The sequence below is a fragment of the Rhizobium yanglingense genome (assembly GCF_977109285.1).
Map to the genome: position 1 here is coordinate 153,306 of NZ_CDSAWY010000001.1, position 26,855 is coordinate 180,160.

Here is a 26,855-nt window from a genome sequence, read left to right on the forward strand (position 1 = left end):
TGCCCAGCTCAATGTCTTCCGCCTTCGAGATAGGCGGCACGGACTTCCGGATTGGCGAGCAGTTCCTTGCCGGACCCGCTCATCGTTACCTTGCCGTTCACCATCACGTAAGCGCGGTGCGAGAGCTTCAGGGCAGCAAATGCATTCTGCTCGACGAGGAAAACGGTGAGGCCTTCCTGCTCGTTGAGCTTCTTGATCGCCTCGAAAATACCCTTGACGATCAGCGGCGCGAGACCGAGCGACGGCTCGTCGAGAAGCAGGAGCTTCGGGCGCGCCATCAGCGCACGGCCGATCGACAGCATCTGCTGTTCGCCGCCCGAAAGCGTGCCGCCGCGCTGCGCGTAGCGTTCCTTGAGGCGCGGGAACAGCGTGAAGATCTTCTCGATGTCCTCGTTGAAATGTTTGAGGTTGTCGAGGCCCGCACCCATCTGCAGGTTTTCCGTGACGGTCATCCGGGGAAAGATGCGGCGGCCTTCCGGCGACTGCGCAATGCGAAGCCGCGCGATGTCGTGTGTCGGCATGCGGGTGATGTCGCGCCCTTCGAAGATCACTGCGCCGGTGCGCGCCTGCGGGCTGCCGCAGATCGTCATCATCAGCGTCGACTTGCCGGCGCCGTTGGCGCCGATGAGGCTGACGATCTCACCCTTGTTGACGTCGACATCGATGCCCGCGAGCGCACGGATATTGCCGTAATAGGTTTCAACGCCCTGAACCTTGAGAAGCTGTTCGCCGGCCATCAGTTTGCGCCCCCTTCGAGGCTCTCGACGGTTGCGATGACCTCTTCCACTTCCTTGTCCTCGACACCGAGATAGGCCGCGATGACCTTCGGGTCGTTCTTCACATGCTCCGGCGTGCCGTCGGAAATCTTCTGCCCGTATTCCAGCACCACGACATGGTCGGAGATTTCCATGACCACCGACATATCGTGTTCGATGAGCAGGATCGACGTACCGGTATCGGCGCGAATTCCCTGCAGCAATGCGTTGAGAGCCGCCGATTCACGCGGATTGAGGCCGGCGGCGGGCTCGTCCAGGCAGAGCAATTCCGGCTCGGTGCACATGGCGCGGGCGATTTCGAGACGCCGCTGCGCGCCATAGGGCAGATCGCCCGCAGGATCGTCGGCGCGGCTGATCAGATCGGCCTTTTCCAGCCAGAAGCGTGCGAGCTCAATGGATGCTGCAGCCTCTTTCCTGTATGGGCCGATGTTGAGCAGGCCGAGGATCGTATAGCCCGATGCCTTCATCAGCTTGTTGTGCTGGGCAACGAGCAGGTTCTCCAGAACGGTGAGGCCCGAGAACAGGCGGATGTTCTGGAAGGTACGCGCGACACGAGCTTCCTTGGTGATGCGGAAATCCGGCAGGCGCTCGAGCAGGTACTGCTTTCCGCTCTGCTGGTTCAGTGTGATCATTCCCATCGTCGGCTTGTAGAAGCCGGTGATGCAGTTGAAGACGGTCGTCTTGCCGGCGCCGTTCGGGCCGATCAGCGCGGTAATGTCACCGCGCTTGGCTTCGAAGGACAGGTCGTTGATGGCCATGAGGCCACCGAACTTCATCGACAGATGCTCGACCTTGAGCAGGGTATCGCTGGACATTGTCGTCATTTCTGCGGGGCTCATCAGCCATGCCCCTCCTTGATAAAGCTTCCGGAAACTGCCCTGCGCTCCTTGAGGAAGGCAGTCGGTTCACGCGAGCCGACGAAGCCGCGCGGCTTGAACAGCATGACGACGACCATGGCGAGGCCGAAGAGAAGCATGCGGTAGAGTTCCGGCGTGAAATCCGGACCGAAGACGGCTTTCAGGAAGTCCATCTCGCGCAGCAATTCCGTCCCGCCGACCATGACGAGCGCAGCAATCGCAATACCGGTCAGCGAGCCCATGCCGCCAAGGACGACGATGGCCAGGATGACGGCCGATTCCAGGAACACGAAGGATTCCGGAGAGACGAAGCCCTGGCGCACTGCGAAGAACGAGCCGGCAAAGCCGCCGAACATCGCACCCGTCGCAAAGGCGGTGAGCTTGGTCGTGACCGTATTGATGCCGAGCGAACGGCAGGCGATTTCGTCTTCGCGCAGCGCTTCCCAGGCGCGACCGATCGGCATGCGGCGAAGCCGGATCGTGACGTAGGCCGTCAGCATGCAAAGGCCCAGGATCAGATAGAAGAGGAAGATCTTGTAATAGGCCGACGACATCGGAAGGCCCATGAGCTTGGCAAAGCCGCCCGACGTCGCATCGAAGGGAATGCCGAACAGCGTCGCCTTCGGGATGCCGGAGATGCCGAAGGTGCCCTTGGTCACAGCCGTCCAGTTGATGAGCACGAGACGGATGATTTCACCGAAGGCGAGCGTCACGATGGCGAGATAGTCGCCGCGCAAACGCAGGACGGGGAAGCCGAGGATGACACCCCAAAGCGCCGCCAGGATGCCCGACATCGGCAGCAGAAGCCAGAAGGACAGGCCGAAATAGCTGGAGAGCAGCGCATAGGAATAGGCACCGACCGCGTAGAACGCGACGTAACCGAGGTCGAGCAGACCGGCAAGGCCGACGACGATGTTAAGGCCCCATGCGAGCATCACATAGATGAGAATCTGGATGCCGAAGTTGTCGACCCATTTTAGCGAGCCCTGCGCGCCGAAGGCCGCGTAGATGGCCACGGGATAGAGCAAAAGTGCGACCAGCGCGATTTTCAGGAAATGCTGGCGGAGAAAACCCTTCTCGGTCGAGATGTCGAGCTCGCCCTGTTTCGCCTTGGCAAGCTTGCGCTTGTCGATGTTCGGCTTGACGAAAACGACGATGACGAAGCGGCTGATCGCAGCGATCGCCACGAAGATCGCAAGCAAGCCCCAGCGCTGAACGATGATGAGCTCGTTGTTGATGTTCTGGTCGGTCTTGAGGCCGACATAGAGAACGAACAGACCGAGGGAAAGGAGGGCCGCGAATAAGGCTTCCGTAAGGCCTTTCTGGACAAGCCCGGGTGCGGGCTTGCCAGCAGGATTTTCGATGTTTGCCATGATGTTATACCTTCTCGACTTCCGGCCGTCCGAGAATGCCGGTCGGCTTGAAGATCAGGACGAAAGCGAGGATCGCAAAAGTCGCGACATCCTTGTAGGCGATCGTGAAATAGGCGGACCAGAGCGATTCGATGAGGCCGATCATCAGTCCGCCGAGAACGGCACCCGGCAACGAGCCGATGCCGCCGAGAACGGCTGCGGTAAACGCCTTGACGCCCGGCGTGAAGCCGTCGTTGAACGAAGCGACGCCATAATACATCAGGTACATCGTGCCGGCGACTGCGGCGAGCGCCGCGCCCATGATGAAGGTGATGGAGATCGTCTGATCGACGTTGACGCCGAGAAGAGCGGCCATCTTGCGGTCCTGCTCCGTCGCGCGCTGGGCGCGTCCGAGCGCCGTGCGGTTGACGATGTACCAGAAGGCGGCCAGCAGCACCACGGTGATGACGATGATGATGATCTGCTTCAGCGAGATCGAAATACCGCCGATATTGTAAACCGAACCGACGAGCGGCGGAATCGGCTTGTTGCGCGGACCCTGCGTCACCTGGATGAAGTTGGACAGGGTGATCGACATGCCGATCGCGGTGATCAGCGGCGCCAGGCGGAAGGAACCGCGCAGCGGTCGGTATGCAACACGCTCGATCGTCCAATTCCACAAACTCGTCATCAGCATCGCAACGATAAGCATCAGCAGCAGAAGAACTGCGACCGGAAAGCCTGCAAAGATGGATGTGAGAACGAGAAAGACGATAAGAGCGGCGAAACCACCGAGCATGAAGATATCGCCATGGGCGAAATTGATCATGCCGATAATGCCATAAACCATCGTGTAGCCAATAGCGACAAGGCCATAGATGGATCCGAGCGTCAGCCCGTTGAAGAGCTGCTGGACGAAATACTCCATATGTCATTTCCCCTGGATGCGAGCCAACATGACTGCATCTCTTTTTGGTCTGTAGTTCCCTTTTATCGGAACCTCATATGCGGCATCCATACCGTTTTCCGCGAAAATGTGAAGACAAAAAGGCTTTACTGGGTCAGATTCTTGGCGAAACGGACGTAAATGGCGCGTTTCGGCCCAAAATCCACATTAAAGAGGCATTCCCTGAGGAAATTTTAGCCAGAAACCGGCTGTGGATTAACCAAATCGCCTGCGAGGCGGGCAAGGCGGGGCTGCGTTAAGCATGGCACTTATTCCATAAAACCGGAACTTTCGGCAAATTCCTACGAAATTCGAAGGCCGGACGCGAAAAACGTTTCAAACGAACGGCCTGCCGGGCGTTGCAATTGGCAAATGCGCCAGTGCCAACTCTCACGGATTCCAGCCGCCGCTGCCATAAGGACGCGTGATGATTTCGAGCAGGTGACCGTTCGGATCTTCGAAATAGAGTCCGCGTCCACCGTCGTGGTCATTGGTTTCGCCTGGCTTTCTCTGGCCGGGATCGGCCCAGTAACGCAGGTTCCGCTCTCGAATTCGATTGAATATCGCGTTGAATTCAGCATCGCCGACCAGGAAGGCGTAGTGTTGGCGTACGATCTCACCTTTCGTATCCATATAGTCGAGATTGGCATCGTTGTCGGTCGTGACCATCTGGAACGGCCCCCAGCGCCGCGGCGGCGACAGGCCCAGCATATCGGCCAGGAAATCTGCCGAGGCCTTACTGTCTCGAGCCGACAGGATCGTATGATTGAAGTGGATGGCCATCTTGGTCTCGCGGAAATGAGGCGGAGCTTCAACGCGGTGGGTTTCGCCGGTTAACACGCCCGCCCGCCTCTTTGTTCCGGGCAGTCACACTTTGAGCTGAGAGGGGCGGATGTTGCACGATCACAAAAGTCGGCGGGAAACGTGCACCTTAGGTTAAAATCCGTCGCTTCTCTGGAGCTGACATTTGCATAGCGAGAAGTGTCGGCCGAATTCGATCCTTGCCTGTCCACGCCCTCTGACTTCAAATCTCTTTCGAAGCAACGTAAACTCCCCACCGGGGAAGGGCCTTGGTAGGCCCGGAGCAGATCGGGCGGGCGGGCATGAACGAGGTGAGCGGGAATTGGCGCGACAGTTCAGGCGCGGCGGTACGGCCGCCGATCGCCTGGGCGCTCGCTGTAGTTGCCGGGCTCGCGCTCGACTGGCTCTATCGGCTGCCGTTCATGCCGACGGCCATGCCGGCCGGCTGCGCTGGGCGGCATCGTGTTCTTCGCCGGCCTGGCGCTGCTGATCTGGGCGGCGGGGACCTTCCGCCGTGCGGGGACGCAGATCCAGACCACCCAGCCAACGGCGACGATCGTCGACGAGGGACCCTACCGCTTCACGCGCAACCCGATCTATATCGGCATGTTCCTCGGCCTCATCGGCTTGGCCATCGCCATCGACAGTCTGTGGCTCATCGTCCTGCTGGTGCCGTTCTATCTCGTCATCCGCTACGGCGTGGTTGCCCGCGAGGAGGCCTATCTCGAGCGGAAGTTCGGCGACGTCTATCTCACCTACAAAGCCCGCGTCGGGCGGTGGCTGTAGCGGGACGAAGAGGGATCAACCTGCTGGAACCGCAGAACGGGTCGAGACGCGACATTCGCGGCATCATTGGCAAGGTCGGGCTCGGTGGCGCAAAACAGATATGCCTTTGCAGCGACCCGTCGCCGCCGTCGGCACCGCCCTTACGATGGCAGCTGCTTGCCGGCCTGCTCGCTGACGATGTACTCGGCGTACCAGCCCGCCCAGCCCTCATCGTACTCGCCCGTCAGCTTCTCGTGCTCGCCATGCGCGGTAGCCGCACGCCGGAGGGCTGCCGCGAGCTCTGTCGACGAGGTGAATGTCGTGGCGTCGGCGTCCACGCGTCCGGGCAATCGGGCGGTAATCTCCTGGAGCAACCAGCCGTTACCATCTGGATCGCTGAATGAGGCGAACGAGCGGTAGCTGCGGTGCTCGGGATCCGGACCAGGGATCCGGAGCTGGCCAAACAGGTAGGGTTCGTCGGCGCCAGCGTAGACGCCGCTAGCGTCGTGAAACACCTCGCTGACCTCGACCCCACGCCCGAGCAACTCGCGTCGGGCGGCAGTGATATCGGAGACGATCAGGTACAAGCCCCGCGCGGAGCCGGGTGCTGCTGCAGTGACGTTCTGGCCGAAGATAACCGAGCACCCGGAGCCAGGCGGCGTAAACTGGATTACGCGAAAGCCTTCATCGGCGGCGAAGTCGGCGTCGAGTCTCCAACCCAGATCGCTGTAAAAGCCCTTAGCGCGATCCACGTCCGAAACAGGAATAACGACGATCTCCAGCTTCATGTCGATCGTCTGCGTTCTCGGCGTCTCGACAACCGTTTTGCTGTGCTCCTGGCTATTGCTCATGTGGAGCTCCTTAAGGTTGGCAGCCTTCAGGGCGGCGGCACATGCCCAAGCGAGTGGATCACAGCAAAGACGTGCAGTCGAATCAATTATGATGTGGTGCTAATGGACCCTGCGCTAACCTTCGTTGTGGAGAATTCCGATTGTTTTGATGAGGAACCACTTGCCCCTCTATGGCCCGTTGCCATCGCGGTCGCCAGCAATCTATTTTCTCGAATGACGGCTATGCCCCGCGCAAAAAGGTGGCTCGATCACCATATATGTCTTTATACTACTTCCGGATGCTGACATCCGTTGAGGGGAACATGTTAGCGATATTCGAAAAGGCGGCGCTTGAGGCGGGTAGAACGATCATCGCGATCTTCGACGAAGGGTGCGCTGTCGCGACGAAAGCAGATTCAAGTCCCGTGACCCGCGCGGATGAAGAAGCGGAGCGGATCATCCTTGCCCATCTTGCACGCAGCTATCCAGATATTCCGGTGATTGCCGAAGAATCGGTGGCGGCCGGCCACGTGCCGGATATCGAGGGTAAGGCTTTCTTCCTTGTCGACCCACTCGACGGCACGCGCGAATTTGTCGACAGGCGGCGGGAATTCACGGTCAACATTGCCTATGTGGAGCATGGCGTGCCGCTTGCGGGCATCGTCTATGCACCAGCACTCGGTATTGCTTTTGCAGGCAAGGCAGGACACGCGGAAAAACTCCTCGTCGGCGCCGATTTTACGGTGACTGAACGCATTGCAATCACGGTCCGCGCACCACCTGCCAAGCGCCTCGCTCTTGCCAGCCGCAGCCACAAAAGTCCCGCGACCGACACCTTTCTCATCGAGCAGGCGATCTCCGAATGCACCAATATCGGCTCTTCGCTGAAATTCTGCCTGCTTGCCGAGGGAAAGGCCGACCTCTATCCGCGCTTCGGCCGGACGATGGAATGGGACACGGCCGCGGGCGACGCGATCCTGCGCGCTGCAGGCGGCACGACCGTTACCATGGACGGATTGCCGCTGACCTACGGCAAAACCGGCGACAAGGCGGATTTCGACTTCGCCAATCCCGACTTCATCTCCTGGGGCGACAAGGAAATGGCTGTGCGGATGCAAATGGCTTCGGGCGAAAATCCTTAAAAATCAAAAAAGAATGGCGTGCAGCTGACCGTGACGGCGAAGGCAGCCCTTTCGCCCGCAACGACGTCGGAAGGGAGGGGTATCTGGTAGGCCGTAGACTCATAAGCGCGGAGCCAAAGCCGCATTGAGGCGAGCTGAACCATAGCGAGGAAGTTGGCGGCGTGCTTGTCGTATCGGGTGGCAACGCGGCGGAAAAGCTTGGAGAAGAAGCGCTCGATCACGCGCCATTCAAAGTCTATCAGGTCATATCGGCTCATGGTGAGCCCTGAAGCAGAATCCGGCGCGATGTGAAAGCAGCCAGTCGGTAAACGGCCCCCTTTTCCGTCTGCGACGCGCCCCCTTGTCGGTCGTTAAAACACCCGGTTTCTCATTCTGAGAGCTGCCGGTCGACTACGAAAGCGATAATGCCGCCTGTGAGCCGTTCAGGCGGCTAGCGTTCCCGCAATAATCGAGTGCTTCCCATCCCATTCACAATACTTTCAGGGCGTCAGGTGAGTTGAGCGAGGATATCGTCGACGACACTCGGGACGGTACCCGCCGTGTCGATATTGATGCCGGCAGGAAGATATTCCCGGGTATGATGGTAGCGGAGTACCAGCGCCCGCTCGGCCGGCTCGAAGCCCGGCTCATTTGGCCGCCCATCCAATCGTCGGTTCAACGTCTCAACGTCGATGTCGAGCACGAAAACCTTGTCGAATAGCTCTAGGAATTTATCGAAATTGCGCGAGCCGCCACAGAAGAAGGTGGCAGGATGGGTGGTGTCGGCAGCAATAGCCCGGACCTTGTCGACAGGCCAGATCCAGTGCGCGTATCCCCAAACGATGCGGTCCGCGCCTTCGGGTGGTCCTGCGAGTGCCTGGCCGTTCTCGGGGTCGCCGACATAGGCCAAGACCCGGTCACCATGGACGACATGGTAGCCCCGCCGCTCCAGTTCGGTAGCGACAGACGTTTTCCCAGTGCCGGAACCGCCTTCGATCAGATAGTTCTTGATTCCCATAGGCGCCGCTTATCATGGCTTTCGATCTAGTGAGAAGACACAATACCTGGGAACGCTTCGCCAACGAAATGACGGCCCCTCTCACTGCTCACATACGTTTTCCAAGCGGCCAACCTTTGGCCGAAGGAGAACTCAAATGGGTATTGCACAATACGATCCAACTGCACTGGGCCGTCCCGCATGGAACGCCGGCCGGAAGGTCGGCGTCAAAAAGCCGCTGAAGCAGCGCCAGATTTGGGCAATACGCTTCTTCCTTGACCGGGAGGGGCGCATGAGAGATCGCGCGCTGTTCGATCTCGCAATCGACAGCAAACTTCGCGGCTGTGATCTCGTTAAAATCAAAATCGGCACTCTCGTCACAGCTATAGAAATTCGAACCCGTGCCATGGTCGTCCAGCAAAAGACCGGTCGTCCGGTGCAGTTCGAGATCACGACTGACGTCAGGGCGAGTCTGACTGCATGGCTTGAACGCAGAGGTGGAACAGTTGACGACTACGCCTTTCCTAGTCGAGTCGACCGTGCCGATCATCTGAGCACTCGCCAGTATGCCCGATTGGTGGATGAGTGGGTAACAGCAATCGGACTACGTCGCGAAGACTACGGCACGCATTCGCTTCGGCGCACCAAAGCCGCGATGATCTACAAAGCGACAGGCAATCTTCGAGCGATCCAGATCCTCTTGGGTCATACCAAGATCGAGAACAGGTCAGGTACCTGGGGGTGGACATTGAGGATGCTTTGGAACTAGCGGAGCATACCGAGATTTGACATAGTGCGGCCCCGCATCCAGCGGGGCCGTACTTCTCGGCGCAAATGTTCTCGGTCTGAACAATTCGACCGAGCGCTATGCGCCCCCATGTCGGCCACAGAGGGGATCTTTGCCTTCGACCGGAAGCCGACATTGCGGTGACCACCTAGAGTTCATAGTCGCGCCACAACCGGCCATTCCCGCAAGTTCTGTGTGCGTCACGCCCGACTCGCCCGAACGCTCAGCCACCGATCATGGGGCTTTCCGACGCACCGACGTACCTCGCTGACGATCCAGCCGGCGTCTGTGAGTGCGGACCGCAGGGCAGACTCGCGCCAGTACGTCTCGACGTAGCGCCGCGGCGCTGCAGCACTGCCGTGTGTGGACACATCCTCGCCTTCGCCCTCTCTAACCGAGGCGTGCAAGCGGCCACCAGTCCGGGTCGCCTTGGCAAGCCGTCCAAGCACCGTGCCGAAATCCTCGCGCGCGACATGAATCAGGCAGGCACAGGCCCAGATCCCGTCGTACGGCGTGCCGGGACGCTGCGGGTCGGCCAAGTCTTCGGTCAGCGGGTCCAACAGGTCGGCCTCGAAGCCACTTTCGCGAAGCAGTTCGACGAAACCCTTTGCAATGTCGGTGCGCCGGACGCTAATTCCCCGCTTCTCAAGCTCAAGTGCATCTCGCCCGCCACCGCTTCCGATCTCCAGCACCCGGCCCGAGCCGCCCAGCTCGGTCACGAACGCATCGATCTCTGTCGCGACCCATTCGGGCATCGCCGCGGCCTCGGCAGCGTACTCCGCCGCGACCGTATCATAGCGACCGCACGGTATCCAGGTCGGTGCTCATCCTGAGCGCTCCTCCATCAAGACAAGAGGCCTGATGAGCGAGAGGCCCCATCAGTCCGTTGCGCCCTTCACACTTCGGCAGATTGGTGACATCGCGGGCGATTTGCTTCCCAGCCTTAGCAGAAATACGGTCAGAGACACTACCGACCGAGCCAATGCTGCCGGGCGGCAATGCGCCCTCATTCCCGCCGTTCACGAACCCCAGCACGACGTCTCCAAAGCTCTCGTCCGTCAATCTGCGCCAAAGTCTGTAATGGGGTGGGGTAAGGGCCAGCCGTCTTGTCATCGACTTGTCCTCAGCCGCGGGCCATCGGTTCGGGTCTCGCAAGAGCAAGCGCTATGGCGCCGGACAACAGCAAGACTGCAACGATGCCCCGCGTCGTAGGGGCGTGTAGGCATGCCGAGGCAATCTTTGACTGATGCTGCGAGAAGAACGGAGACGAGGTCTAGCGCTCATTCATGATGTTGTAGCGCTTATAAGGCCGCCCGCAAAATGTCTGTAATATCTATTCGGCATGGGAGTCATGCATCCGGTACAAATTGACGCTACGGCAGGCAGCCCGCCGCGGCGGGCGGTCAGGCAGCTAAAGTTGTTATCAAAGTCTTACTGTGCGCTTAGGCAATTTTTAAATGTGACAAGCTAGAGTGCCCGCGTGGTCTTGAGTTGTGTAGAGAGTCCAATGACCGAAATGATACGTCCCCGAGTAAAATATGTCATCGGCCCCGATGGCAGCCCGCTGACGATTGCGGATCTTCCGCCGCCGAATACCCGGCGCTGGGTTATCCGTCGCAAGGCTGAGGTTGTCGCCGCGGTGCGCGGTGGCCTGTTGAGCTTGGAAGAAGCCTGCGAGCGTTACACGCTCACCGTCGAAGAATTCCTGTCCTGGCAATCGTCGATCAACAGTCACGGCCTTGCCGGCCTGCGCACGACGCGTATCCAGCAATACCGTCACTGAACCATCTGCCTCAGGCAAAGACATTTATTTCGGGCCGGACGCATTTCCCTGAAGGGAGTGAAGAAGGCCCGAAATTATTGTTGACGCTGCGTAGCACCAGAGTCCCGGCTGAGTAAAAGCATCCGCCAGGCCCGTGGTCTTCGCCGCCGCTACCACGATCGCCACCAGTAATACGTCCATCATCGACCACTTGGACAGATACGGTACGGCGTGACGATAAAACCAGCTGCCGGTCCCGCCGCCGGCAGCTGTCGCCTCGGCGGCAATGCCGACGATCTTCAGGATCGGCAATACGATTGACACGATCCCGACGATCAGCGCGAGCGGGATATCCCCTCCGCTCCAGAGCGAAGCAACGATCTCCAGCAGCGACGGCGTTTCGTCGAAGAAGTAGAGTTTCTCGAATCGGATCAGAGGCAGTACCAGCCCAAGCGCCAGGAAAAATGGTGCTGCAGCAAGCAGTACCGGCCGGATTCCCACCAGTCTACTCATCGAATACCCCTTGGTTGAACACTGTGTCGTCACCTGCACCGGCTTGGCATGGCATGGCCGCCATGTCACGGTCTGCCTGAACAACATCGGTTTTCGGAGAAAATACAATGGATATTCGGAACGAAGACAATGCCTCGGGCGGGCGGTATGTGGCCAAGGTCGACGGCCACGAAGCCGAAATGAGCTATTCCCGCACGTCGCCGAAGCTCGTCATCATCGATCACACCGGCGTGCCGGATGCCCTGCGCGGCAAAGGCGTCGGCCAGGCGCTTGCGCTTCACGCCGTCGAAGAGGCGAGAAAGGGCGGCTGGAAGATCTTTCCGCTCTGCCCGTTCTTCAAGGCGCAATCACAACGCCACGAGGAATGGCGCGACGTGGTGAATTAACAACACCAAAAGCCATGTATGACGGACTACGGCCCGTCATACATGGCTTCTTCAGGCGATCTACAGGACGCCGCAGCCGGCGTCCGCTGCCAATCGATCAGGCGCGGGCCCGAATGACGCTATCTCGCTCTTCGAGCGCGGTAGCGCGGGCATATTCCGCCTGCATCTCCTCGAGCGCCTGCTCCAGTGACTCTTCCTGCATCTTCAATTCCTTGATGGAAACCTGAAGATTGTCGGCACGCTGGCGTGCCGCCTTTGCGAAGGTCGGGTAGGCGAAGTGATTCGGGTCGGATATGCCGGACTTCTTCTCTTCGATGACGATCTGACTTTCCAGATCCTTCGTCATTCGTTCGAATTCCGACATCATCATCTGCAATTGCTGCAGCTGACGTCGTTTTTCGTTCACCTGAAACTCCTTCAGGCGAACTAGGCTCTCACGCGACTTCATACGCATTACTCCAGTGATGCGAGATCCGGCTCTACTAAAATTGCCCTTGCGCACCGGTTTGAAACGGCCTGCCAAAAAAATTTCCATCGGTATTAACAAAAACCTACCGCTGGTAACCTTTCGTTTACGGGCATCGTTAATGATAGTGCCGATGATTTAAGGGTCGGTAAACATCACTACGCGATTTCCGGATCCTGTTCATTGGTGAGTCGAATAAATCGCTTACCGGCCATTCTTAATGTAAAAGTTAAGGAATTGGCGTTGCGGATTCTCATTGGAAAACAGAGAAATGGACAAATTGCTTAATAAATTCGTTACCTCTTGCCAGAGTGAATCAGAATTTGTTAACCATTTCGTGGCAGCTTCCAAATCACGCAGTGAAGTATTCGGTATCGCGTAGGGGGCCAGACCACCTTTCGGCGGCGGTAAAGGGGATAATAATGCGGGTACTACTTATCGAAGACGACAGCGCGACAGCGCAGAGCATCGAACTGATGCTGAAATCCGAAAGTTTCAACGTCTACACCACCGATCTTGGTGAAGAAGGCGTCGATCTCGGCAAACTGTATGATTACGACATCATCCTTCTCGATCTGAACCTTCCAGACATGTCCGGATATGAGGTGCTGCGCACTCTCCGCCTGTCCAAGGTCAAGACACCAATCCTGATTCTGTCCGGTATGGCAGGGATTGAAGACAAGGTCCGCGGCCTTGGCTTCGGCGCCGACGACTACATGACCAAGCCGTTCCACAAGGACGAATTGGTCGCTCGCATCCACGCGATCGTCCGCCGTTCCAAGGGTCACGCCCAGTCGGTCATCATGACCGGCGAGTTGATCGTGAACCTCGACGCCAAGACCGTTGAAGTCGGCGGCCAGCGTGTTCACCTGACGGGCAAGGAATACCAGATGCTGGAGCTGCTTTCGCTCCGCAAGGGCACGACCCTGACCAAGGAAATGTTCCTCAACCACCTTTACGGCGGTATGGACGAGCCGGAACTGAAGATCATCGACGTCTTCATCTGCAAGCTGCGCAAGAAGCTCGCAAATGCTGCCGGCGGCGCAAACTACATCGAAACCGTCTGGGGCCGCGGCTACGTTCTGCGCGAGCCGGATGGCGCCGAATACGCCGAAACCGCCTGAGAGACCGAATTTCCCCTTTCGATCATGAGATATCCCGCTTTTCCGGCGGGATTTTTCGTTTCGATGCATGGCCTCGCAAAAAACAAAGCCGCCCGGAGGCGGCTCAGGCCTTGAAGAATATAGGAAATCAGGCGGCGATGGCGCGGTTGCCGAAGACGGCCGTCAGGATCTTGCGGTCGAAGGGTTTCAGCAGGAAGTCGGTGGCCCCTGCCCGCTTGCCCATCATCAGCTTCTTGAGATCGGCCTCGATCACACAGTAGTAGATCTTGACGTCCTTGCCGCCTTCCATCGCCCGGATGGCGGAAATCAGTTCGAGCGCGCCGTCCATGCCGGAATCGACGATCATATATTCCGGGAGCTCGGCCTGGCAGCGCGAAAGCGCTTCGCTTGCATTGGACGCCTCACTGACAAGGAAATCGAGTTCGGAAAGGATACGCTTTCCGACTTTGCGGACGACATCCGAACTATCAGTGATCATGAACCGCTGCATGCCTGCTCCTTCGCTCCACTTTTACCCCAGTGGCGCTTCCTCAGTCCTTGAGAATAGGTCCATTAGGCTAAGGAAGTGTTACCTGTGACGTGCCAGGCTGCAGCGATGCAACCATGACGCTAGACAAAAACCGCCTCCGCGGTGAAGATAATTTCTTCGCCCGTCGCGCTGTGGCCGAGCTCCATGCCGCACTCTTCGGCAAGCAGGACCGTGTAGTAGGGCTGGATCGAATGCGCATCGATCGCCTCCTCGACTTGGCCCGATGTGATTTCCACGAACTTCGCCGGCAGGCGCATCAGCTTGCCCTTGGCGACGATCTTGAACTTGGCGTCGAACTCCGGATTCTCAAGCGTCACTTCCAGTGAGCCGCCACGCGGGATCGAGGAATAGGCAACCAGGAAGAGATTGAGCAGCAGCTTGACCCGGTTTTTCGCGACGATGGCGCGCGGCCCATTCCAGCTCACCTCGGTCTTCTTTTCGGCAGCTGCGAAATCCTTGGCTGCGCGCTCTGCCTCGCCGGTATCGATCGACGCGCCGACCGAACCGGAGGCGCCAAATGCGAGGCGTGCAAATTTCAGGCGAACCGAGGCATTGAGCGCGCTCGTGCGGATGAGGTCCATGGCGTCCGAATCGGCGCCGCCTTCGTCCAGCAGCTCGAGACCGTTGTTGATCGCGCCGACGGGCGAGATGACGTCATGGCAAACACGGCTGCAAAGTAGCGCGGCCAGATCCGGGCCGGTCAATGTGAGATTGGGGTTCTTGGACATCATCGTCTCCTAAAGGCGGCAAAGTTTCATCCCGCCTATCATGCTTGATCAAAATTGCACGAAGTTTGCGCCGTACTCGTCGCCATAATGACACCATATTTGGTAAACCGATTGTTAAGACGATCCGCGCAAAATGCATCCACGCCGGAAACGGCTCATCGAACCGACCATGATGAACGGATGACACCATGCGCCTTCAATCCCCCGGAAGATTTATGGGCTTTTGCCGACTCTTCGTCGCGCTGACCATTGCAGCATTTGTGCTCTCCCCGCAGCAGGCGGCAGCACAGCAGGCCAACAGCAATCAGTACACCATGCAGGAGATCGTCGACGCTGGCCATTCCTTTTTCGGATCGACCAGCGGCGGCCTGGCAAAGGTAGTTGAAGCGGCCTTTCAAAAATATGGTCTGCCCAACGGTTACGTTTTGGGACAGGAAGGATCCGGCGCCTTCATCGCCGGCCTGACCTACGGAGAAGGCCAGCTCAACACCAAGAACGCCGGCGCACATTCGCTCTACTGGCAGGGACCGTCCCTCGGCATCGACTACGGCGGCCAGGGCACGCGCGTCATGATGCTGGTCTACGACCTGCCTTCGATCGACAGCATTTATGCCCGCTTCGGCGGTGTCAGCGGCCAGGCCTTCGTCATTGCCGGCTTTGGCATGACGCTGCTCAAAAACAATAATGTTCTGGTGGTTCCGATCCGCACCGGCGTCGGAGCCCGCCTCGGCGTCAACGTCGGCTATCTGAAAATCACGCCCGGCCCGACCTGGAACCCCTTCTAATCCCACGATCCCGCGGCGGGTTTCTTGCCCGCCGTCACCTATCCGCCACTTGCTCTAGGCGCAGCGCGTGCTTTAATCATTGGCGCTGACGCAAATGAAACCTTAAAGCAATGGCCGCGCCGTGATCGAATATGCTCTTCTGTTCGGACTGGGTTTCCTGACGGCGGCGTTCCTCGTCTTCCTGATCTCTCCTGCAATCCATCGCCGCATCGTCTGGTATACGGAAAACCGCATGAAGGCGACAATGCCCCTTACCCCACAGGAAGTAAGGGCGCAGAAGGACATGGTACGGGCGCTCTACGCTGCGGAGAATGCCAGAACGGCACAGGACCTGATACGCGAGCGCGAAAAATCGCTGTCCCTGCAGCTTCGCCATGATTCCCTTGCGCTCGATGCCGGCCGCTTGTCGTCCGAACTCGGCGCATTGCAGGCGCAGATCGGCGATCTGAACGTCGAGGCCGCCGAAATGCGCTCCCACCGGCGCAAGGACGAAAACTATATCAGCCAGTTGAAGACGAGCCTGCACATTGCCGAACAGGCGACTTCTGCTAAGGAAAGCGAGATCGAGACGCTGCGCACGCGCCTCAACAAGCTCGCCGAGCAGGCGGACAACCTCAAAATCGACATGGCGGCGCGCGAAACCGAGATGGAAAGTCTAAAATCCCGTGCCAACGCGCTGCGCGACGAACGCGACACGTTGCGCCAGGACGTCAATCTTCTGCAGAAGCGGGCCAAGGATGCCGAGCAGAAGCTGACGCAGCAGGAGCATATGGTGATCCGCCTGGAGGACAAATCCGCCCGCGAGGCGGCTGCCGCTGCCGACAAGGAAACGCTGCTCGGCCGCCGCCAGCAGGAAATCGCCAAGCTCAAGGAGCAATTGAAGTCGCTCAATGCCGGCTTGCGCAAGGCAAACCACGCGCTTCGCGATGCGGGTCTGGCGACGGTCGAAATGAAAGGGGAGGAACTGATGCAGGAAGAATCTCCAGCTTCCGAACTTGATTCAGCAGCGGTTGCCGCCCGCCTTGCCGAAGAAGTTCGCGCGCGCAGTGCAGCCGTTTCCGATCGCATTTCCAAGGCGAAGGCGACGACGGGCAACGACAGCGCCATGCGCGAAGAGATCGCCTCGATCGCGGCCGGCATGGTGGCACTGACGGCGCTTAACGAGGGCCCCTCCTCGCCGATCCGCGACCTTCTGCCGGAGGATGCGGGTAACGAAGAGGGCGAACGCGTGAGCCTCGCCCAGCGCGCCGCAACGATCCTGTCGCAACCGGGCTGATTCAGAGGCGATCGGCCGCAGATGCCATCGCAAACAAAGCGATGCCGGTCGCCGTTGCGACATTGAGACTGTCGAGGCGGGCAGATTGCGGAATGCGCGCACTCCTGAAGCGCGCCAGGACAGCTTCCGGCAGCCCATCTCCCTCGGTACCGACCACCAGCGCCATGCGATCCGAAGATTTTATCGCACGGATATCCGTGTTGGCGCGCGGCGATAGCGTCCAGATATCGAAACCGCGTTCTGCCAGTGCGACGAGGATATCGAGAGCACTGCTGCTCCGCTGATAGGGAACGCTCAGCACGGAACCTACCGAGACACGCATCGCCTTCCGGTAAAGCGGATCGCAGGAGGTCTCGTCGAGGAAGATGGCGTCCGCGTTGAAGGCGGCCGCATTGCGGAACATCGAACCGGCATTGTCGTGATTGGAAATGCCGCAGCCAACGAGCACCAGCGCGCGCTCCGGCAGGTTGTCGAGCAGGTTCTCGCTGCCCGCGATGCGTCGGCCGAGCGCCAGCACGCCGCGATGCAGATGGAAGCCGACGATGCCGTCGAGAACATCCGCCTCGGCGACATAGACTGGGACATCGTCCGGCACGCGCGCAAGAATGTCTGCGACGCCTTCGGCGCGGTTTCGCAGCAGCAGGATTTTCTCGACCTCGAAGCCGCGTCTCGTAGCGTGGGCTTCGGCCAGCATGCGCAGCACGACGGTGCCTTCGGCAATGAAGCGGTTCTGCCTGCCCGTCAGGTCGCGTTCGCGGATCGCGCGGAATTCCGCAATGCGCGGATCGTCGGCGCTTTCGATCGTGATCGGCCCGGCAGCCATCGGCCTTAGTTGCCGGCGACGGTGATGTCGGCGACGAGCCGACCCGCCTCGATGTCGAAGACCAGCGCCTTGCGCTTGCCGTCGATCGATTGGCCGAAGAACAGGATCTGGCTGCCGGAGAGCGACGTGGACTGCACGGCGAACCCGAGCGGCAGGGAAACCGTGGATCTGGCCGGCGAATCCGAAGGAACGCCGGAGCCCGAGACAGCTGTCGTTTCTTCCGGTTCGGCCTTCATCGTCTTGTAGACAACGGCGCCGAAGACCGCCATAAGGCTCACGAACATGATGGCGCCGGAGACGATCTGCAGGCGGACCATCTTGCGCCGGACATTTTCCATTGCCGGATCAAGGGGCTGTTCTTCCTGATCGTCCAGCTCGATTTTCGTCATCGTGGTGTCCTATGAAATACTTCGGAGAAGAAGCGTCTTGAGCGACCCCTTTAAACAAGCATCCGGCATTAGGAAAGTCCTGACTGCCGATGAGAATGCCGAAGGCCGCCTCGACGCCTGGCTGACGGCCCAGCTCGGCGAGGAATTTTCCCGCAGCCGCGTCAAGGTTCTGATCAAGGATGGCCAGTTGCTGGTGAACGGCGCCGTCGTCCTCGACCCGCAAAAGAAAGTGCGCTCCGGCGACAATTACGAACTCCTGCTGCCTCAGCCGGAAGACCCGACGCCGAAGGGCGAAGTCATCCCGCTCGACATCCTTTTCGAGGACGACGACCTCATCGTCATCTCGAAACCGGCCGGCATGGTCGTCCATCCCGCTGCCGGAAACTGGACGGGAACGCTCGTCAATGCGCTGATCCACCACTGCGGCGACAGCCTCTCGGGCATTGGCGGCGTCCGGCGGCCAGGCATCGTGCATCGGCTCGACAAGGATACGACCGGCGTCATGGTCGTCGCCAAGAACGATATTGCACATCGCCACCTGTCGCTACAGTTTGCCGATCACGGCCGCACCATGCCGCTCAAGCGCGCCTACCAGGCGATCGTCTGGGGCCGGCCGCGCTCGCTCTCAGGCACGATCGATGCGCCGCTCGGCCGCTCGACCGGCGACCGCACGCGCCGCTCCGTCAAGCGTCCTGACAGCCAGGATGCCGACGAGGCCATCACGCATTACGCGGTGCTGGAACGCTTCCACGAGAGCCCGGATGCAACAGCGCTTGCAGCCCTCGTCGAATGCCATCTGGAGACCGGCCGGACCCATCAAATTCGCGTCCATATGGCCCATATCGGCCATCCGCTGCTTGGCGATACGGTCTATGGCGCGCATTTCAGAACCAAGGCCAATCTACTGCCCGATGAAGCACGTAAAGTCGTCAACAGCTTCGGCCGTCAGGCGCTCCATGCCTATATGCTGCAGTTCGAGCATCCCCGCACGGGTGAACTCATGCACTTCGAAGTGCCCCTCCCCGCAGATATGGTGGAACTCGCAGAAGCGCTGCGCCGTTAACGGTATAACGTCTTCGTGAAGGCTTTTGATGGACTTGAACCGCTGTTCCGCCATACTTATCTGTATGTTGACTTAGTGCGGGCTTGGATTTGAGCCGCACGTCCCGGTTCGCCAGTTCAGACGCGGGGACGCGTTCCATCGGGAACCGGAATCTGCATAGGAGGGTGCAATCATGGCCCGCAATACCTTGCCGTCCATTACCGCCGGCGAAGCCGGTCTCAATCGTTATCTCGACGAAATCCGCAAGTTTCCGATGCTGGAGCCGCAGCAGGAATATATGCTGGCAAAGCGCTATTCCGAGCACGGTGACCGCGAAGCTGCGCATAAACTCGTCACCAGCCACCTGCGTCTCGTCGCCAAGATCGCGATGGGCTACCGCGGCTACGGCCTGCCGATCGGCGAAGTCGTGTCCGAAGGCAATGTCGGCCTCATGCAAGCCGTCAAGAAGTTTGATCCGGAACGCGGTTTCCGTCTCGCCACTTACGCGATGTGGTGGATCAAGGCCTCGATCCAGGAATATATCCTGCGCTCGTGGTCGCTGGTGAAGATGGGCACGACCGCCAACCAGAAGCGCCTGTTCTTCAACCTGCGCCGCCTCAAGGGTCGGATCCAGGCAATCGACGAAGGCGACCTGAAGCCGGAGCATGTCGCGGAGATCGCCACGAAATTGAACGTCTCCGAGGAGGAGGTCGTTTCGATGAACCGCCGCCTGTCCGGCGACGCTTCGCTGAACGCGCCGATTAAGGCCTCCGAAGGCGACAGCGGCCAGTGGCAGGATTGGCTCGTGGACGACCACGACAGCCAGGAAGACGTGCTGATCGAGCAGGACGAGCTCGAAACGCGCCGCCGCATGCTCTCGAAGGCGATGGGCGTGCTGAACGACCGCGAACGCCGCATCTTCGAAGCACGCCGCCTTGCCGACGATCCGGTCACGCTGGAAGATCTGTCGACCGAGTTCGACATCAGCCGCGAACGCGTGCGCCAGATCGAAGTCCGCGCCTTCGAAAAGGTGCAGGATGCGGTGCGCAAGGAAGCGCTGGAAAGGGCAAACGCCGTCCGTGTCGTCGAAGCCACGGCATAACGGGTTGGCGCCTCGATATGAGATCGGAAAGCCGCTTGCTGCAGATTGCGACAGGCGGCTTTCTTCATTTTAAGTTTGCAAGAGGCACCTTGCGGGATGAGGCAACGGCCGAAACTGTTCGGCGCGGATTACAGCGTTTATGTGCGGGCCGCGCGGCTCACCTTGCATGAAAAGGGCGTTGACTACGATCTGGTGCCCGTCGATGTCTTTGCAGCGGCAGGACCGCCGGCATCCTATCTCGCCCGGCAGCCGTTCGGCAAAATCCCAGCCTTGGAGCATGAGGGTTTCAATCTTTATGAGACCGGAGCGATAACACGCTACATTGATGCGGCATTCAACGGTCCAAGCCTGCAACCGGCAACTCCAAGGCCGTGCGCCCGGATGAACCAGATCATCAGCATTGCGGATGGATACATCTACTCCAACCTGGTCTGGGGAATGTATGTGGAACTGGTGTCGAAGCCGCTGCGCGGAGAGCCAAGCGATGAGGCGCGGGTGGCCATCGCTCGATCCAAAGCGCCTGTTTGCCTGCAGGCTCTTGCGGATTTGATGGATGGCGAGCCTTGGCTCGCGGGAGAGACGCTGACATTGGCGGATCTGCACGTCGCACCAATGATGGATTATTTCCTGACGGTTCCCGAAGGGCGGAAGCTGCTTGAGCAGCACACCGGCCTCACCGCCTGGTGGCAACGCATCGTCGAGCGTAAAAGCATGCAATACACAAAGCCAACGACATGAGCCCGGCAGCGGGTTGTCCCGCTGCCGCTTTTCCAGGCGATCAGTGCGTTACTGGCTCGTGCTCACGTCGCCGAGCGCCGTCCATTCTTTGATTGCCGTATTGAAGGCTGCTATGCCGGTCGGACCCTTCTGCATCGTGATCAGCGCGCGGCGGCCGTTGCGATAGGTGATCGGAATATCGATCCAGTCACGCGTCGAAAGCAGATCGAGGTTCGCCTTGCGGGCATCCGGATAATCGTTCAGCGCGATCATGTGGAAGTCATCGGTGATTTTGGCAGGAACCGCGATCAGCGGGTCGCCGCGATCCTGCTCCGTGCGCTTCATCGAAATGCGTTGGACGCTATCGATGCTGCCGCCTTCGAAATTCGGCGGAAGCGAGAAGACGATCTCGACAAGATGGCTCGCCGGAAGCGACGGATCGGAGTTGCGCTTGAAGGTCACGAGAGCCGAAAGATTGCGCTCCGGCACCGTCACATTGGCCTGCACCGTCAATTCTTGCTTGCCGCCCTGGCCGGCTTCATGCTGGACGCTCCAGGCGACGCCCCCCTGGATCGCCGTTGGCGAGCTCTGGCCGATCCGCTCCTCATAGAGGAACATCTTCTCGCTCGCACCGGCCGGCACCTGCTGCGGGGCAGCGGCCGGGCCGTTCGGCGGCGGCGTCTCGGCGGACGCCCCACCTGCCTGAACGGGCGGAGCAGGCGCGGTGGATGCCACATTCTGCTCGGCGACCGACTTGCCTTCGGCGGTCGGCGTACCGGGCATGGCAGCCGGGCCGCTGTCGACTTCCGTACCGTCTGCCATGAGGCGCTGGTTGAACTTGTTGTTGACCGAAGAGCCGTCATCGAGCGCGGCAACCTGCCGGCCAGGTTCGGCAGGCTTGGCCGCTTCGGTGTTGTTTGTCGAAGGGGTTGCCGGCGTCGGTTTCTGCATAGCAGCGGGCTCGCTCTCGGCCGTCTTGGACGGAGCGGCGCTCACCAGGTTGTCAACCATGGCGATCAGCTCGGCACGGTTCATCCAGGCGGCATAGGCACCGCCGCCCAGCACTGCCAGCACGCCGATAACGGCAATGATCGTGCCGATACCGAAGCGGCGGCGCTTCGGTTCCATGCGGAAATTCTTGCTCTGCAGTTTGGCGGCAACGATCTGGTCGATATCGGTAGCTGGCGCCGAATCGTCGTCTTCCGCAACCACGCCGCGGCGACCGTAGCCCCGAAGGGCCTTGGCTTCCTGCCACTCTTCGCCCGGAACGTCGGCAGCAGGCGCCGCAGGCTTGCCGTGGATCTCGGCGAACAGGTCCGAATCGTCGAAGTGCGCTGCGACAGGGGCCTTCTTGTTGTTGGTGCCTGCCTCGATCGGCGGCAGATCGTCAAAGGCGGCGGCTTCCCAGGAAAAGCCCTCGTTCGCGGCCGGCATCTTCGCGGGCGGCGGCGGGTTTTGAAGACCAGCAATGGCTTCCTCGAAGGCGCGCGCGTGGTCGTTGGCCGACTCCGCTTGAGGAACGCTTTCTGAGAAGTTCCTGACCTCCTCCGTGGCCCATTCAACCTCTGCGTCCTTCGGTGGCTCGGCCGGGATTTCGGCAGCCGGCTCGGCCCAGACGGGATCGAAATGCGCAACCGTTTCGGCCTGCAGCGGCTCCTCGCGGCTGTGCTCGACGAACTCCCCCGGCTTCTCGAAAGAGACGAACGGCTCTACGAGCCGGTTCGACGGATTGTATTCGCCGGCAGGAGGAAGGGAAGCCGGTTCGACAGCCGGTTCGGCCTCGACGGCGGGCGCCTCCTCAAGATACTCCTCCGGCGGGAGTGCGTATTCCTCGGCCGGCACTTCATCGCGATGCGACGCAGCCCATTCCTCGGGAGGTGCTGCTTCCGCCTCAGCCGCAGCAGTAACTTCCTCGACCGGGCGGTCCCATCGTTCTTCTTCTTGTTCTTCCGGCACCGCCGCTACCGACGCGGGCTCCTCGTAGGGGGCCGGCTCTTCCTGCAGTTCAGGCTGCGGCTCTTCGTGACGGTATTGCGCTTCTTCATCCGCATCGGCGAGATGCTCTTCTGCGACCGGTTCTGCGGCAACCGGTTCGTCAGCAAGTTCTGCGGCAACCGGTTCGTCAGCGACCGGTTCTTCAGCGACCGGTTCTTCAGCCGGCTCCGGCGCGGCAGCATACTCTGCTGGCGGCTCGGAAACAGGCTCTTCATGGACAGGCGCTTCTGCTGCAGCAATGGCTGCCTCATCGTCCGGCAATGCCTCGGAGTGCTCGGCCTCCACCTCGCGGATAGCAGCATCGAGCTTATCGAGCTGGCGCTGCAGCATCGCTTCCGGCGGACGCGGCTTCATGTTTTCGAGCTGCCGCTGCACCGCGCCGCGGGCACGCTCGTAAACCTTCGCCCGCATCTCGGGGGTGTTTTCAGCCAGGCCGTCAACCGCCCGCCGGATAACTGCAATAAAATCAGCCATTAGTTACTTTTCTCGAGAGGCCCAGATTCGCGGCCGGGCCAGATGCCATAATGACCCGCGACATTAATCCTCAAACGGATCAGTCACAAGTATGGTGTCATCGCGCTCGGGGCTTGTGGACAGAAGCGCGACAGGCGCGCCGATTAGCTCCTCGACCTGGCGGACATACTTGATCGCCTGCGCAGGCAGATCGGCCCAGCTGCGGGCGCCGACGGTCGACTCCTTCCAGCCTTCCAGCGCGATGTAGACCGGCTCCACGCGAGCCTGCGCCGCCTGGCTTGCCGGCAGATGGTCGATCTGCTCGCCGTCAAGCATGTAGCCGACACAGATCTTCAGCTCGTCGAGACCGTCAAGCACATCGAGCTTCGTCAGCGCAATGCCGGTGATGCCGTTGGTCGCGACCGACTGGCGTACAAGCGCCGCATCGAACCAGCCGCAACGGCGCTTGCGTCCCGTCACCGTACCGAATTCATGGCCCTTCTCACCAAGGAACTGGCCGACCGAATCGTTGAGTTCCGTCGGGAACGGACCTTCGCCGACGCGCGTCGTGTAGGCCTTGGTGATGCCGAGGATATAGCCGAGCGAGCCAGGCCCCATGCCGGAGCCGGCAGCAGCCTGGCCGGCGACCGTATTCGACGAGGTCACGAAGGGATAGGTGCCATGGTCGATATCGAGCAAGCTGCCCTGCGCGCCTTCGAAAAGAATGCGCGCGCCCTTGCGGCGCTCCTTGTCGAGGAGCAGCCAGACCGTTTCGCGGAAGGGAAGCACGCGATCGGCGATCGACGTCAGCTCCGTCATGATCGCCTCGTGGCTCACCTCGTCAACGCCCAGGCCGCGGCGAAGCGCGTTGTGGTGCGTGAGGATGCGGTCGACCTTGCCCGGGAGCGCCTCCAGATCGGCGAGATCCATGACGCGGATCGCGCGACGACCGACCTTGTCTTCATAGGCCGGGCCGATGCCGCGGCGCGTCGTGCCGATCTTCGTGCCGCTGTTGGAGGCGGCATCTTCGCGATAGGCATCGAGCTCGCGGTGCAGCGAGAGGATCAGCGTAGCGTTGTCGGCGATGCGCAGGTTGTCGGGAGAAATCTTGACGCCCTGTTTTTCGAGCTTCTCGATCTCGGCAATCAGCGCGTGCGGATCGACGACGACGCCGTTTCCGATCACCGCCATCTTGCCCGGGCGCACGACGCCGGAAGGCAACAGCGACAGCTTGTAGCTCGTGCCGTCGATGACGAGCGTATGGCCGGCATTGTGTCCGCCCTGATAGCGCACAACGATATCCGCACGTTCCGAAAGCCAATCGACAATCTTGCCCTTGCCTTCGTCACCCCATTGCGAACCGACCACGACTACGTTCGTCATCCAACTCTTCCTGTTACCGGCGGATTATCCGCGCTCTGCTCAAACCCGCGCATCTATAAAGCTTTGTTTTTTGGAAAGCGACCCTGTTATCAGGGCGAAATGGGCTTTTTACGTGACAAATCAGCCAGTCCCGGGCTATTGCCGGTCCATCGGCAGCCATGCGAACTACTTTTCGGAAGACGGAAAAGAATCAACCTTGCATATCACGGCCTATATTTGTCTCGCCATTGCGACGTTGTGCTGGGGTGGAAACACTGTCGCCGGAAAGCTGGCGCTCGGCCATGTGAGCCCCATGACGCTGACGTTCCTGCGCTGGACAATTGCGACCGCGCTCATCGCCGCGGTGTCGATTCCGCAGATCAAGAAGGACTGGCCGGTCGTCCGCAAGAAGCTGCCACTGCTGCTTTTCTACGGCATGGTCGGCTATACGCTCTTCAACGCCATGCTTTACTCGGCCGTGAAATATACCACCGCCATCAATGTTGCGATCGAGCAGGCAGGCATTCCGATGCTGATCTTCCTGCTCAATCTGATTTTCTTCCGCACCGGCGTTTCGGCCGCGCAGGTCGCCGGCTTCGGCATGACGCTCGTCGGCGTGGCCTTGACCGCCTCCCATGGCGATATCGCGGCGCTGCTTACGCTCGGCCTCAACCGCGGCGACGCCTTGATGCTGGTGGCGGTCGCCGCCTATTCGATCTACACGATCTTTCTGCGCTGGAAGCCGCCGGTCGACTGGCGCACGCTCATGGCCTTTCCCGCCCTTGCGGCGGCGCTGACGTCGCTGCCCCTGCTGCTTTGGGAAAATGCGGCCGGCAATGTCCAGATGCCGGACGGCAAGGGCTGGATCATCACTTTCTATACGGCGATCTTCGCCTCGCTGGTTGCGCAGATCCTCTATATCAAAGGCGTGGAGTGGATCGGCGCCAACCGGGCCGGCCTCTTCATCAATCTCGTTCCGGTTTTCGGCACGCTCTTATCCGTGCTGCTGCTTGGCGAAGCATTGCAGCTTTTCCATATCGTCTCGCTGGTGCTGACGCTGGGCGGCATTGCGATCGCTGAGAAGGGACGTCCAAAGCTTTCGGCTTCGACCGCCCCCGCCTCGCCAATGGACTAAGATCAGCCGAGTTCCAGCGTCGTGACGCCGTAGACGTTCCTCAGCGGAATGGCAGGTGCCGTGCCGCGATACATGCGCGCCGTCTCGAATACCGGTTCGAGCCCCATGCTTTCGGTAAGCGCGATCGCTTCCCTGTTTTCGGCGGGAACATCGATGAACACCGGCTCGGCGCCAGCCTCCGGCAGCAACTCGGCAAGCAGCGCGGCTGCGGTATCGGTATCGGCGGCAAAAAGCGGCCCGATCTTGTAGCCTTCGTAACAGCGGCGGATCGTGGCGTAGCCGCGGATCTTGCCGCTCTTGCGCGCGATTGCCGTCTTGCGCCCGCGCCGCCGCTTGCACCATGCGGCAACGAATGCATTGCGTGGCTCGGTGAAAATCGCGGCATCGTAACGGAACAGCCCGTCCAGCTTGTCCGACACCGGATGCGCTAAGAGCGAGGACTGCGGAAACACCGCCGGAATGCCGCCATACCGGATCGTCGTATAGGCAGGTTCGAAGCCTGCCTTGCGATAATTCTCCTGCTGAGCGACGACGCCGTCGAGACCGATCGTGCGGTCTGCCGCAGACGCCATGCCGGCATTCCAGAGCGCCTTGCCGTAGCCTTTGCCACGGAAATCCGGATGGACGATGTAGAGGCCAAGAAACGCCAAGTGTTCGCCGTATTTCACCACCGAAATGGAACCGACCGGAACTTCACCAACCGCACCGATGAAAAAACCGGACGGGTCGGCCTCCTGGAAAGCGAGCAAATCGTCGAGTCCTGGATTCCACCCCTCCTGCCTTGCCCATTCGAGCACAAGCTCCAACTCACCCGGCCGCATCGCGCGAACCGCAAATTCCGAACTCATGCAACCTTCCCAAGCAAACCCTGCCTCAAGTTTGCAGGGCAGAATAAAGCGTTAAAGTCTGAACCGCGGCATCGCTGCCGGGTGCGAAGAAACATGCTCATTGCTGAAACGACCTGCATCGATCGTCATAAGGCACGACACGAAAATCTTCGCATCACAATTATCATGAAGCAACGCCGTTGAAATCT

The 26,855-nt window shown here is 60.0% G+C and carries 28 protein-coding genes and 3 pseudogenes; 13 read left to right on the plus strand and 18 right to left on the minus strand.

Annotation, left to right across the window (positions count from 1 at the left end):
• Positions 1-8: 8 nt before the first annotated feature.
• The 4 genes from ACW4PC_RS00745 to ACW4PC_RS00760 are packed head-to-tail and all read right to left on the minus strand — an operon-like array spanning position 9 to position 3,913.
• Entirely contained in the window at positions 9-737 is a 729-nt protein-coding gene (locus tag ACW4PC_RS00745; RefSeq protein ID WP_455872537.1) for an ABC transporter ATP-binding protein, read from the minus strand.
• Complete coding sequence (locus tag ACW4PC_RS00750) at positions 737-1,615, minus strand: ABC transporter ATP-binding protein (protein WP_022716960.1); 879 nt, start codon at positions 1,613-1,615, stop codon at positions 737-739. Before ACW4PC_RS00750 ends, ACW4PC_RS00745 begins: the two co-directional genes overlap by 1 nt.
• The gene (gene livM, locus ACW4PC_RS00755) at positions 1,615-3,006 is read right to left on the minus strand and encodes a high-affinity branched-chain amino acid ABC transporter permease LivM (protein ID WP_455872538.1); all 1,392 of its coding nucleotides are present in this window, start codon (positions 3,004-3,006) and stop codon (positions 1,615-1,617) included. Before livM ends, ACW4PC_RS00750 begins: the two co-directional genes overlap by 1 nt.
• A 4-nt stretch (positions 3,007-3,010) precedes the next feature.
• Positions 3,011-3,913, minus strand: coding sequence for a branched-chain amino acid ABC transporter permease (locus tag ACW4PC_RS00760; protein ID WP_183927508.1), 903 nt, complete (start codon positions 3,911-3,913; stop codon positions 3,011-3,013).
• A 77-nt stretch (positions 3,914-3,990) separates the two neighbouring features.
• Here ACW4PC_RS00760 and ACW4PC_RS00765 point away from each other — a divergent pair, with 77 nt between their 5' ends.
• Positions 3,991-4,191: a hypothetical protein gene (locus ACW4PC_RS00765; RefSeq protein WP_455872539.1), complete on the plus strand. Its 201-nt coding sequence runs from the start codon at positions 3,991-3,993 to the stop codon at positions 4,189-4,191.
• Between the two features lie 130 nt (positions 4,192-4,321).
• Here the strand turns inward: ACW4PC_RS00765 and ACW4PC_RS00770 are convergent, their stop codons facing one another.
• Complete coding sequence (locus ACW4PC_RS00770; protein WP_455872584.1) at positions 4,322-4,714, minus strand: VOC family protein; 393 nt, start codon at positions 4,712-4,714, stop codon at positions 4,322-4,324.
• Between the two features lie 480 nt (positions 4,715-5,194).
• On the opposite strand from ACW4PC_RS00770, the gene ACW4PC_RS00775 reads away from it, so the two are divergent.
• Positions 5,195-5,518: a methyltransferase family protein gene (locus ACW4PC_RS00775; protein ID WP_455872540.1), complete on the plus strand. Its 324-nt coding sequence runs from the start codon at positions 5,195-5,197 to the stop codon at positions 5,516-5,518.
• Between the two features lie 140 nt (positions 5,519-5,658).
• On the opposite strand, the gene ACW4PC_RS00780 is transcribed toward ACW4PC_RS00775, so the two are convergent.
• Complete coding sequence (locus ACW4PC_RS00780) at positions 5,659-6,348, minus strand: VOC family protein (RefSeq protein WP_455872541.1); 690 nt, start codon at positions 6,346-6,348, stop codon at positions 5,659-5,661.
• Positions 6,349-6,650: 302 nt separating this feature from the next.
• On the opposite strand from ACW4PC_RS00780, the gene cysQ reads away from it, so the two are divergent.
• Entirely contained in the window at positions 6,651-7,469 is an 819-nt protein-coding gene (gene cysQ, locus ACW4PC_RS00785; RefSeq protein ID WP_455872542.1) for a 3'(2'),5'-bisphosphate nucleotidase CysQ, read from the plus strand.
• 107 nt (positions 7,470-7,576) lie between these two features.
• Here cysQ and ACW4PC_RS00790 read toward each other — a convergent pair.
• A pseudogene (locus ACW4PC_RS00790) lies at positions 7,577-7,699 on the minus strand (IS5/IS1182 family transposase); the annotation flags it as partial.
• Positions 7,700-7,956: 257 nt separating this feature from the next.
• Positions 7,957-8,466, minus strand: coding sequence for a nucleoside kinase (locus ACW4PC_RS00795; protein ID WP_455872543.1), 510 nt, complete (start codon positions 8,464-8,466; stop codon positions 7,957-7,959).
• 136 nt (positions 8,467-8,602) lie between these two features.
• Between ACW4PC_RS00795 and ACW4PC_RS00800 the strand changes: the two are divergent.
• Positions 8,603-9,234: pseudogene (locus ACW4PC_RS00800) on the plus strand (tyrosine-type recombinase/integrase).
• 198 nt (positions 9,235-9,432) lie between these two features.
• On the opposite strand, the pseudogene ACW4PC_RS00805 reads toward ACW4PC_RS00800, so the two are convergent.
• Positions 9,433-10,060, minus strand: a pseudogene (locus ACW4PC_RS00805) (class I SAM-dependent methyltransferase).
• A gap of 679 nt (positions 10,061-10,739) precedes the next feature.
• Here ACW4PC_RS00805 and sciP point away from each other — a divergent pair.
• Complete coding sequence (gene sciP, locus ACW4PC_RS00810; RefSeq protein ID WP_007533628.1) at positions 10,740-11,015, plus strand: CtrA inhibitor SciP; 276 nt, start codon at positions 10,740-10,742, stop codon at positions 11,013-11,015.
• A 24-nt stretch (positions 11,016-11,039) separates the two neighbouring features.
• Here the strand turns inward: sciP and ACW4PC_RS00815 are convergent, their stop codons facing one another.
• On the minus strand, positions 11,040-11,507 hold the full coding sequence (locus tag ACW4PC_RS00815) for a paraquat-inducible protein A (protein ID WP_455872585.1): 468 nt from the start codon (positions 11,505-11,507) through the stop codon (positions 11,040-11,042).
• A gap of 107 nt (positions 11,508-11,614) precedes the next feature.
• Here ACW4PC_RS00815 and ACW4PC_RS00820 point away from each other — a divergent pair, with 107 nt between their 5' ends.
• Complete coding sequence (locus tag ACW4PC_RS00820) at positions 11,615-11,893, plus strand: GNAT family N-acetyltransferase (RefSeq protein WP_194727806.1); 279 nt, start codon at positions 11,615-11,617, stop codon at positions 11,891-11,893.
• A 97-nt stretch (positions 11,894-11,990) separates the two neighbouring features.
• Here the strand turns inward: ACW4PC_RS00820 and ACW4PC_RS00825 are convergent, their stop codons facing one another.
• Entirely contained in the window at positions 11,991-12,341 is a 351-nt protein-coding gene (locus ACW4PC_RS00825) for a hypothetical protein (protein WP_039845703.1), read from the minus strand.
• 440 nt (positions 12,342-12,781) lie between these two features.
• On the opposite strand from ACW4PC_RS00825, the gene ctrA reads away from it, so the two are divergent.
• Positions 12,782-13,483 carry a response regulator transcription factor CtrA gene (gene ctrA, locus ACW4PC_RS00830; protein WP_003542362.1) on the plus strand — a complete coding sequence of 234 codons (702 nt, stop codon included), beginning with the start codon at positions 12,782-12,784 and terminating at the stop codon, positions 13,481-13,483.
• Positions 13,484-13,610: 127 nt separating this feature from the next.
• On the opposite strand, the gene ACW4PC_RS00835 is transcribed toward ctrA, so the two are convergent.
• Positions 13,611-13,973 (minus strand): response regulator, encoded by a 363-nt coding sequence (locus tag ACW4PC_RS00835; RefSeq protein WP_022716949.1) that lies wholly within the window; start codon positions 13,971-13,973, stop codon positions 13,611-13,613.
• A 119-nt stretch (positions 13,974-14,092) separates the two neighbouring features.
• Complete coding sequence (gene chpT / locus ACW4PC_RS00840; protein WP_455872544.1) at positions 14,093-14,743, minus strand: histidine phosphotransferase ChpT; 651 nt, start codon at positions 14,741-14,743, stop codon at positions 14,093-14,095.
• Positions 14,744-14,928: 185 nt separating this feature from the next.
• Between chpT and ACW4PC_RS00845 the strand changes: the two genes are divergently transcribed.
• Both ACW4PC_RS00845 and ACW4PC_RS00850 read left to right on the plus strand, forming a co-directional pair.
• The gene (locus ACW4PC_RS00845; RefSeq protein ID WP_455872545.1) at positions 14,929-15,525 is read left to right on the plus strand and encodes a DUF1134 domain-containing protein; all 597 of its coding nucleotides are present in this window, start codon (positions 14,929-14,931) and stop codon (positions 15,523-15,525) included.
• A gap of 121 nt (positions 15,526-15,646) precedes the next feature.
• Complete coding sequence (locus ACW4PC_RS00850; RefSeq protein WP_455872546.1) at positions 15,647-16,801, plus strand: hypothetical protein; 1,155 nt, start codon at positions 15,647-15,649, stop codon at positions 16,799-16,801.
• Between the two features lies 1 nt (position 16,802).
• On the opposite strand, the gene ACW4PC_RS00855 is transcribed toward ACW4PC_RS00850, so the two are convergent.
• Entirely contained in the window at positions 16,803-17,624 is an 822-nt protein-coding gene (locus ACW4PC_RS00855) for a TrmH family RNA methyltransferase (RefSeq protein WP_455872547.1), read from the minus strand.
• 5 nt (positions 17,625-17,629) lie between these two features.
• Positions 17,630-18,013 carry a hypothetical protein gene (locus tag ACW4PC_RS00860; protein WP_455872548.1) on the minus strand — a complete coding sequence of 128 codons (384 nt, stop codon included), beginning with the start codon at positions 18,011-18,013 and terminating at the stop codon, positions 17,630-17,632.
• 37 nt (positions 18,014-18,050) lie between these two features.
• On the opposite strand from ACW4PC_RS00860, the gene ACW4PC_RS00865 reads away from it, so the two are divergent.
• From ACW4PC_RS00865 to ACW4PC_RS00875, 3 genes are all read left to right on the plus strand, one after another.
• Positions 18,051-19,076: an RluA family pseudouridine synthase gene (locus ACW4PC_RS00865; RefSeq protein WP_455872549.1), complete on the plus strand. Its 1,026-nt coding sequence runs from the start codon at positions 18,051-18,053 to the stop codon at positions 19,074-19,076.
• Positions 19,077-19,248: 172 nt separating this feature from the next.
• Positions 19,249-20,157, plus strand: coding sequence for an RNA polymerase sigma factor RpoH (rpoH, locus tag ACW4PC_RS00870; protein WP_039845711.1), 909 nt, complete (start codon positions 19,249-19,251; stop codon positions 20,155-20,157).
• A 96-nt stretch (positions 20,158-20,253) separates the two neighbouring features.
• Complete coding sequence (locus tag ACW4PC_RS00875; RefSeq protein ID WP_455872586.1) at positions 20,254-20,895, plus strand: glutathione S-transferase family protein; 642 nt, start codon at positions 20,254-20,256, stop codon at positions 20,893-20,895.
• Between the two features lie 48 nt (positions 20,896-20,943).
• On the opposite strand, the gene ACW4PC_RS00880 is transcribed toward ACW4PC_RS00875, so the two are convergent.
• Positions 20,944-23,343: a hypothetical protein gene (locus tag ACW4PC_RS00880; RefSeq protein ID WP_455872550.1), complete on the minus strand. Its 2,400-nt coding sequence runs from the start codon at positions 23,341-23,343 to the stop codon at positions 20,944-20,946.
• A gap of 63 nt (positions 23,344-23,406) precedes the next feature.
• On the minus strand, positions 23,407-24,705 hold the full coding sequence (locus ACW4PC_RS00885; RefSeq protein ID WP_455872551.1) for an adenylosuccinate synthase: 1,299 nt from the start codon (positions 24,703-24,705) through the stop codon (positions 23,407-23,409).
• A 196-nt stretch (positions 24,706-24,901) separates the two neighbouring features.
• Here ACW4PC_RS00885 and ACW4PC_RS00890 point away from each other — a divergent pair, with 196 nt between their 5' ends.
• A complete protein-coding gene (locus tag ACW4PC_RS00890; RefSeq protein ID WP_455872552.1) occupies positions 24,902-25,819 on the plus strand; it encodes a DMT family transporter in 918 nt (305 codons plus the stop codon).
• Between the two features lie 2 nt (positions 25,820-25,821).
• Here the strand turns inward: ACW4PC_RS00890 and ACW4PC_RS00895 are convergent, their stop codons facing one another.
• Complete coding sequence (locus tag ACW4PC_RS00895; RefSeq protein WP_455872553.1) at positions 25,822-26,667, minus strand: GNAT family N-acetyltransferase; 846 nt, start codon at positions 26,665-26,667, stop codon at positions 25,822-25,824.
• Positions 26,668-26,855 lie beyond the last annotated feature (188 nt).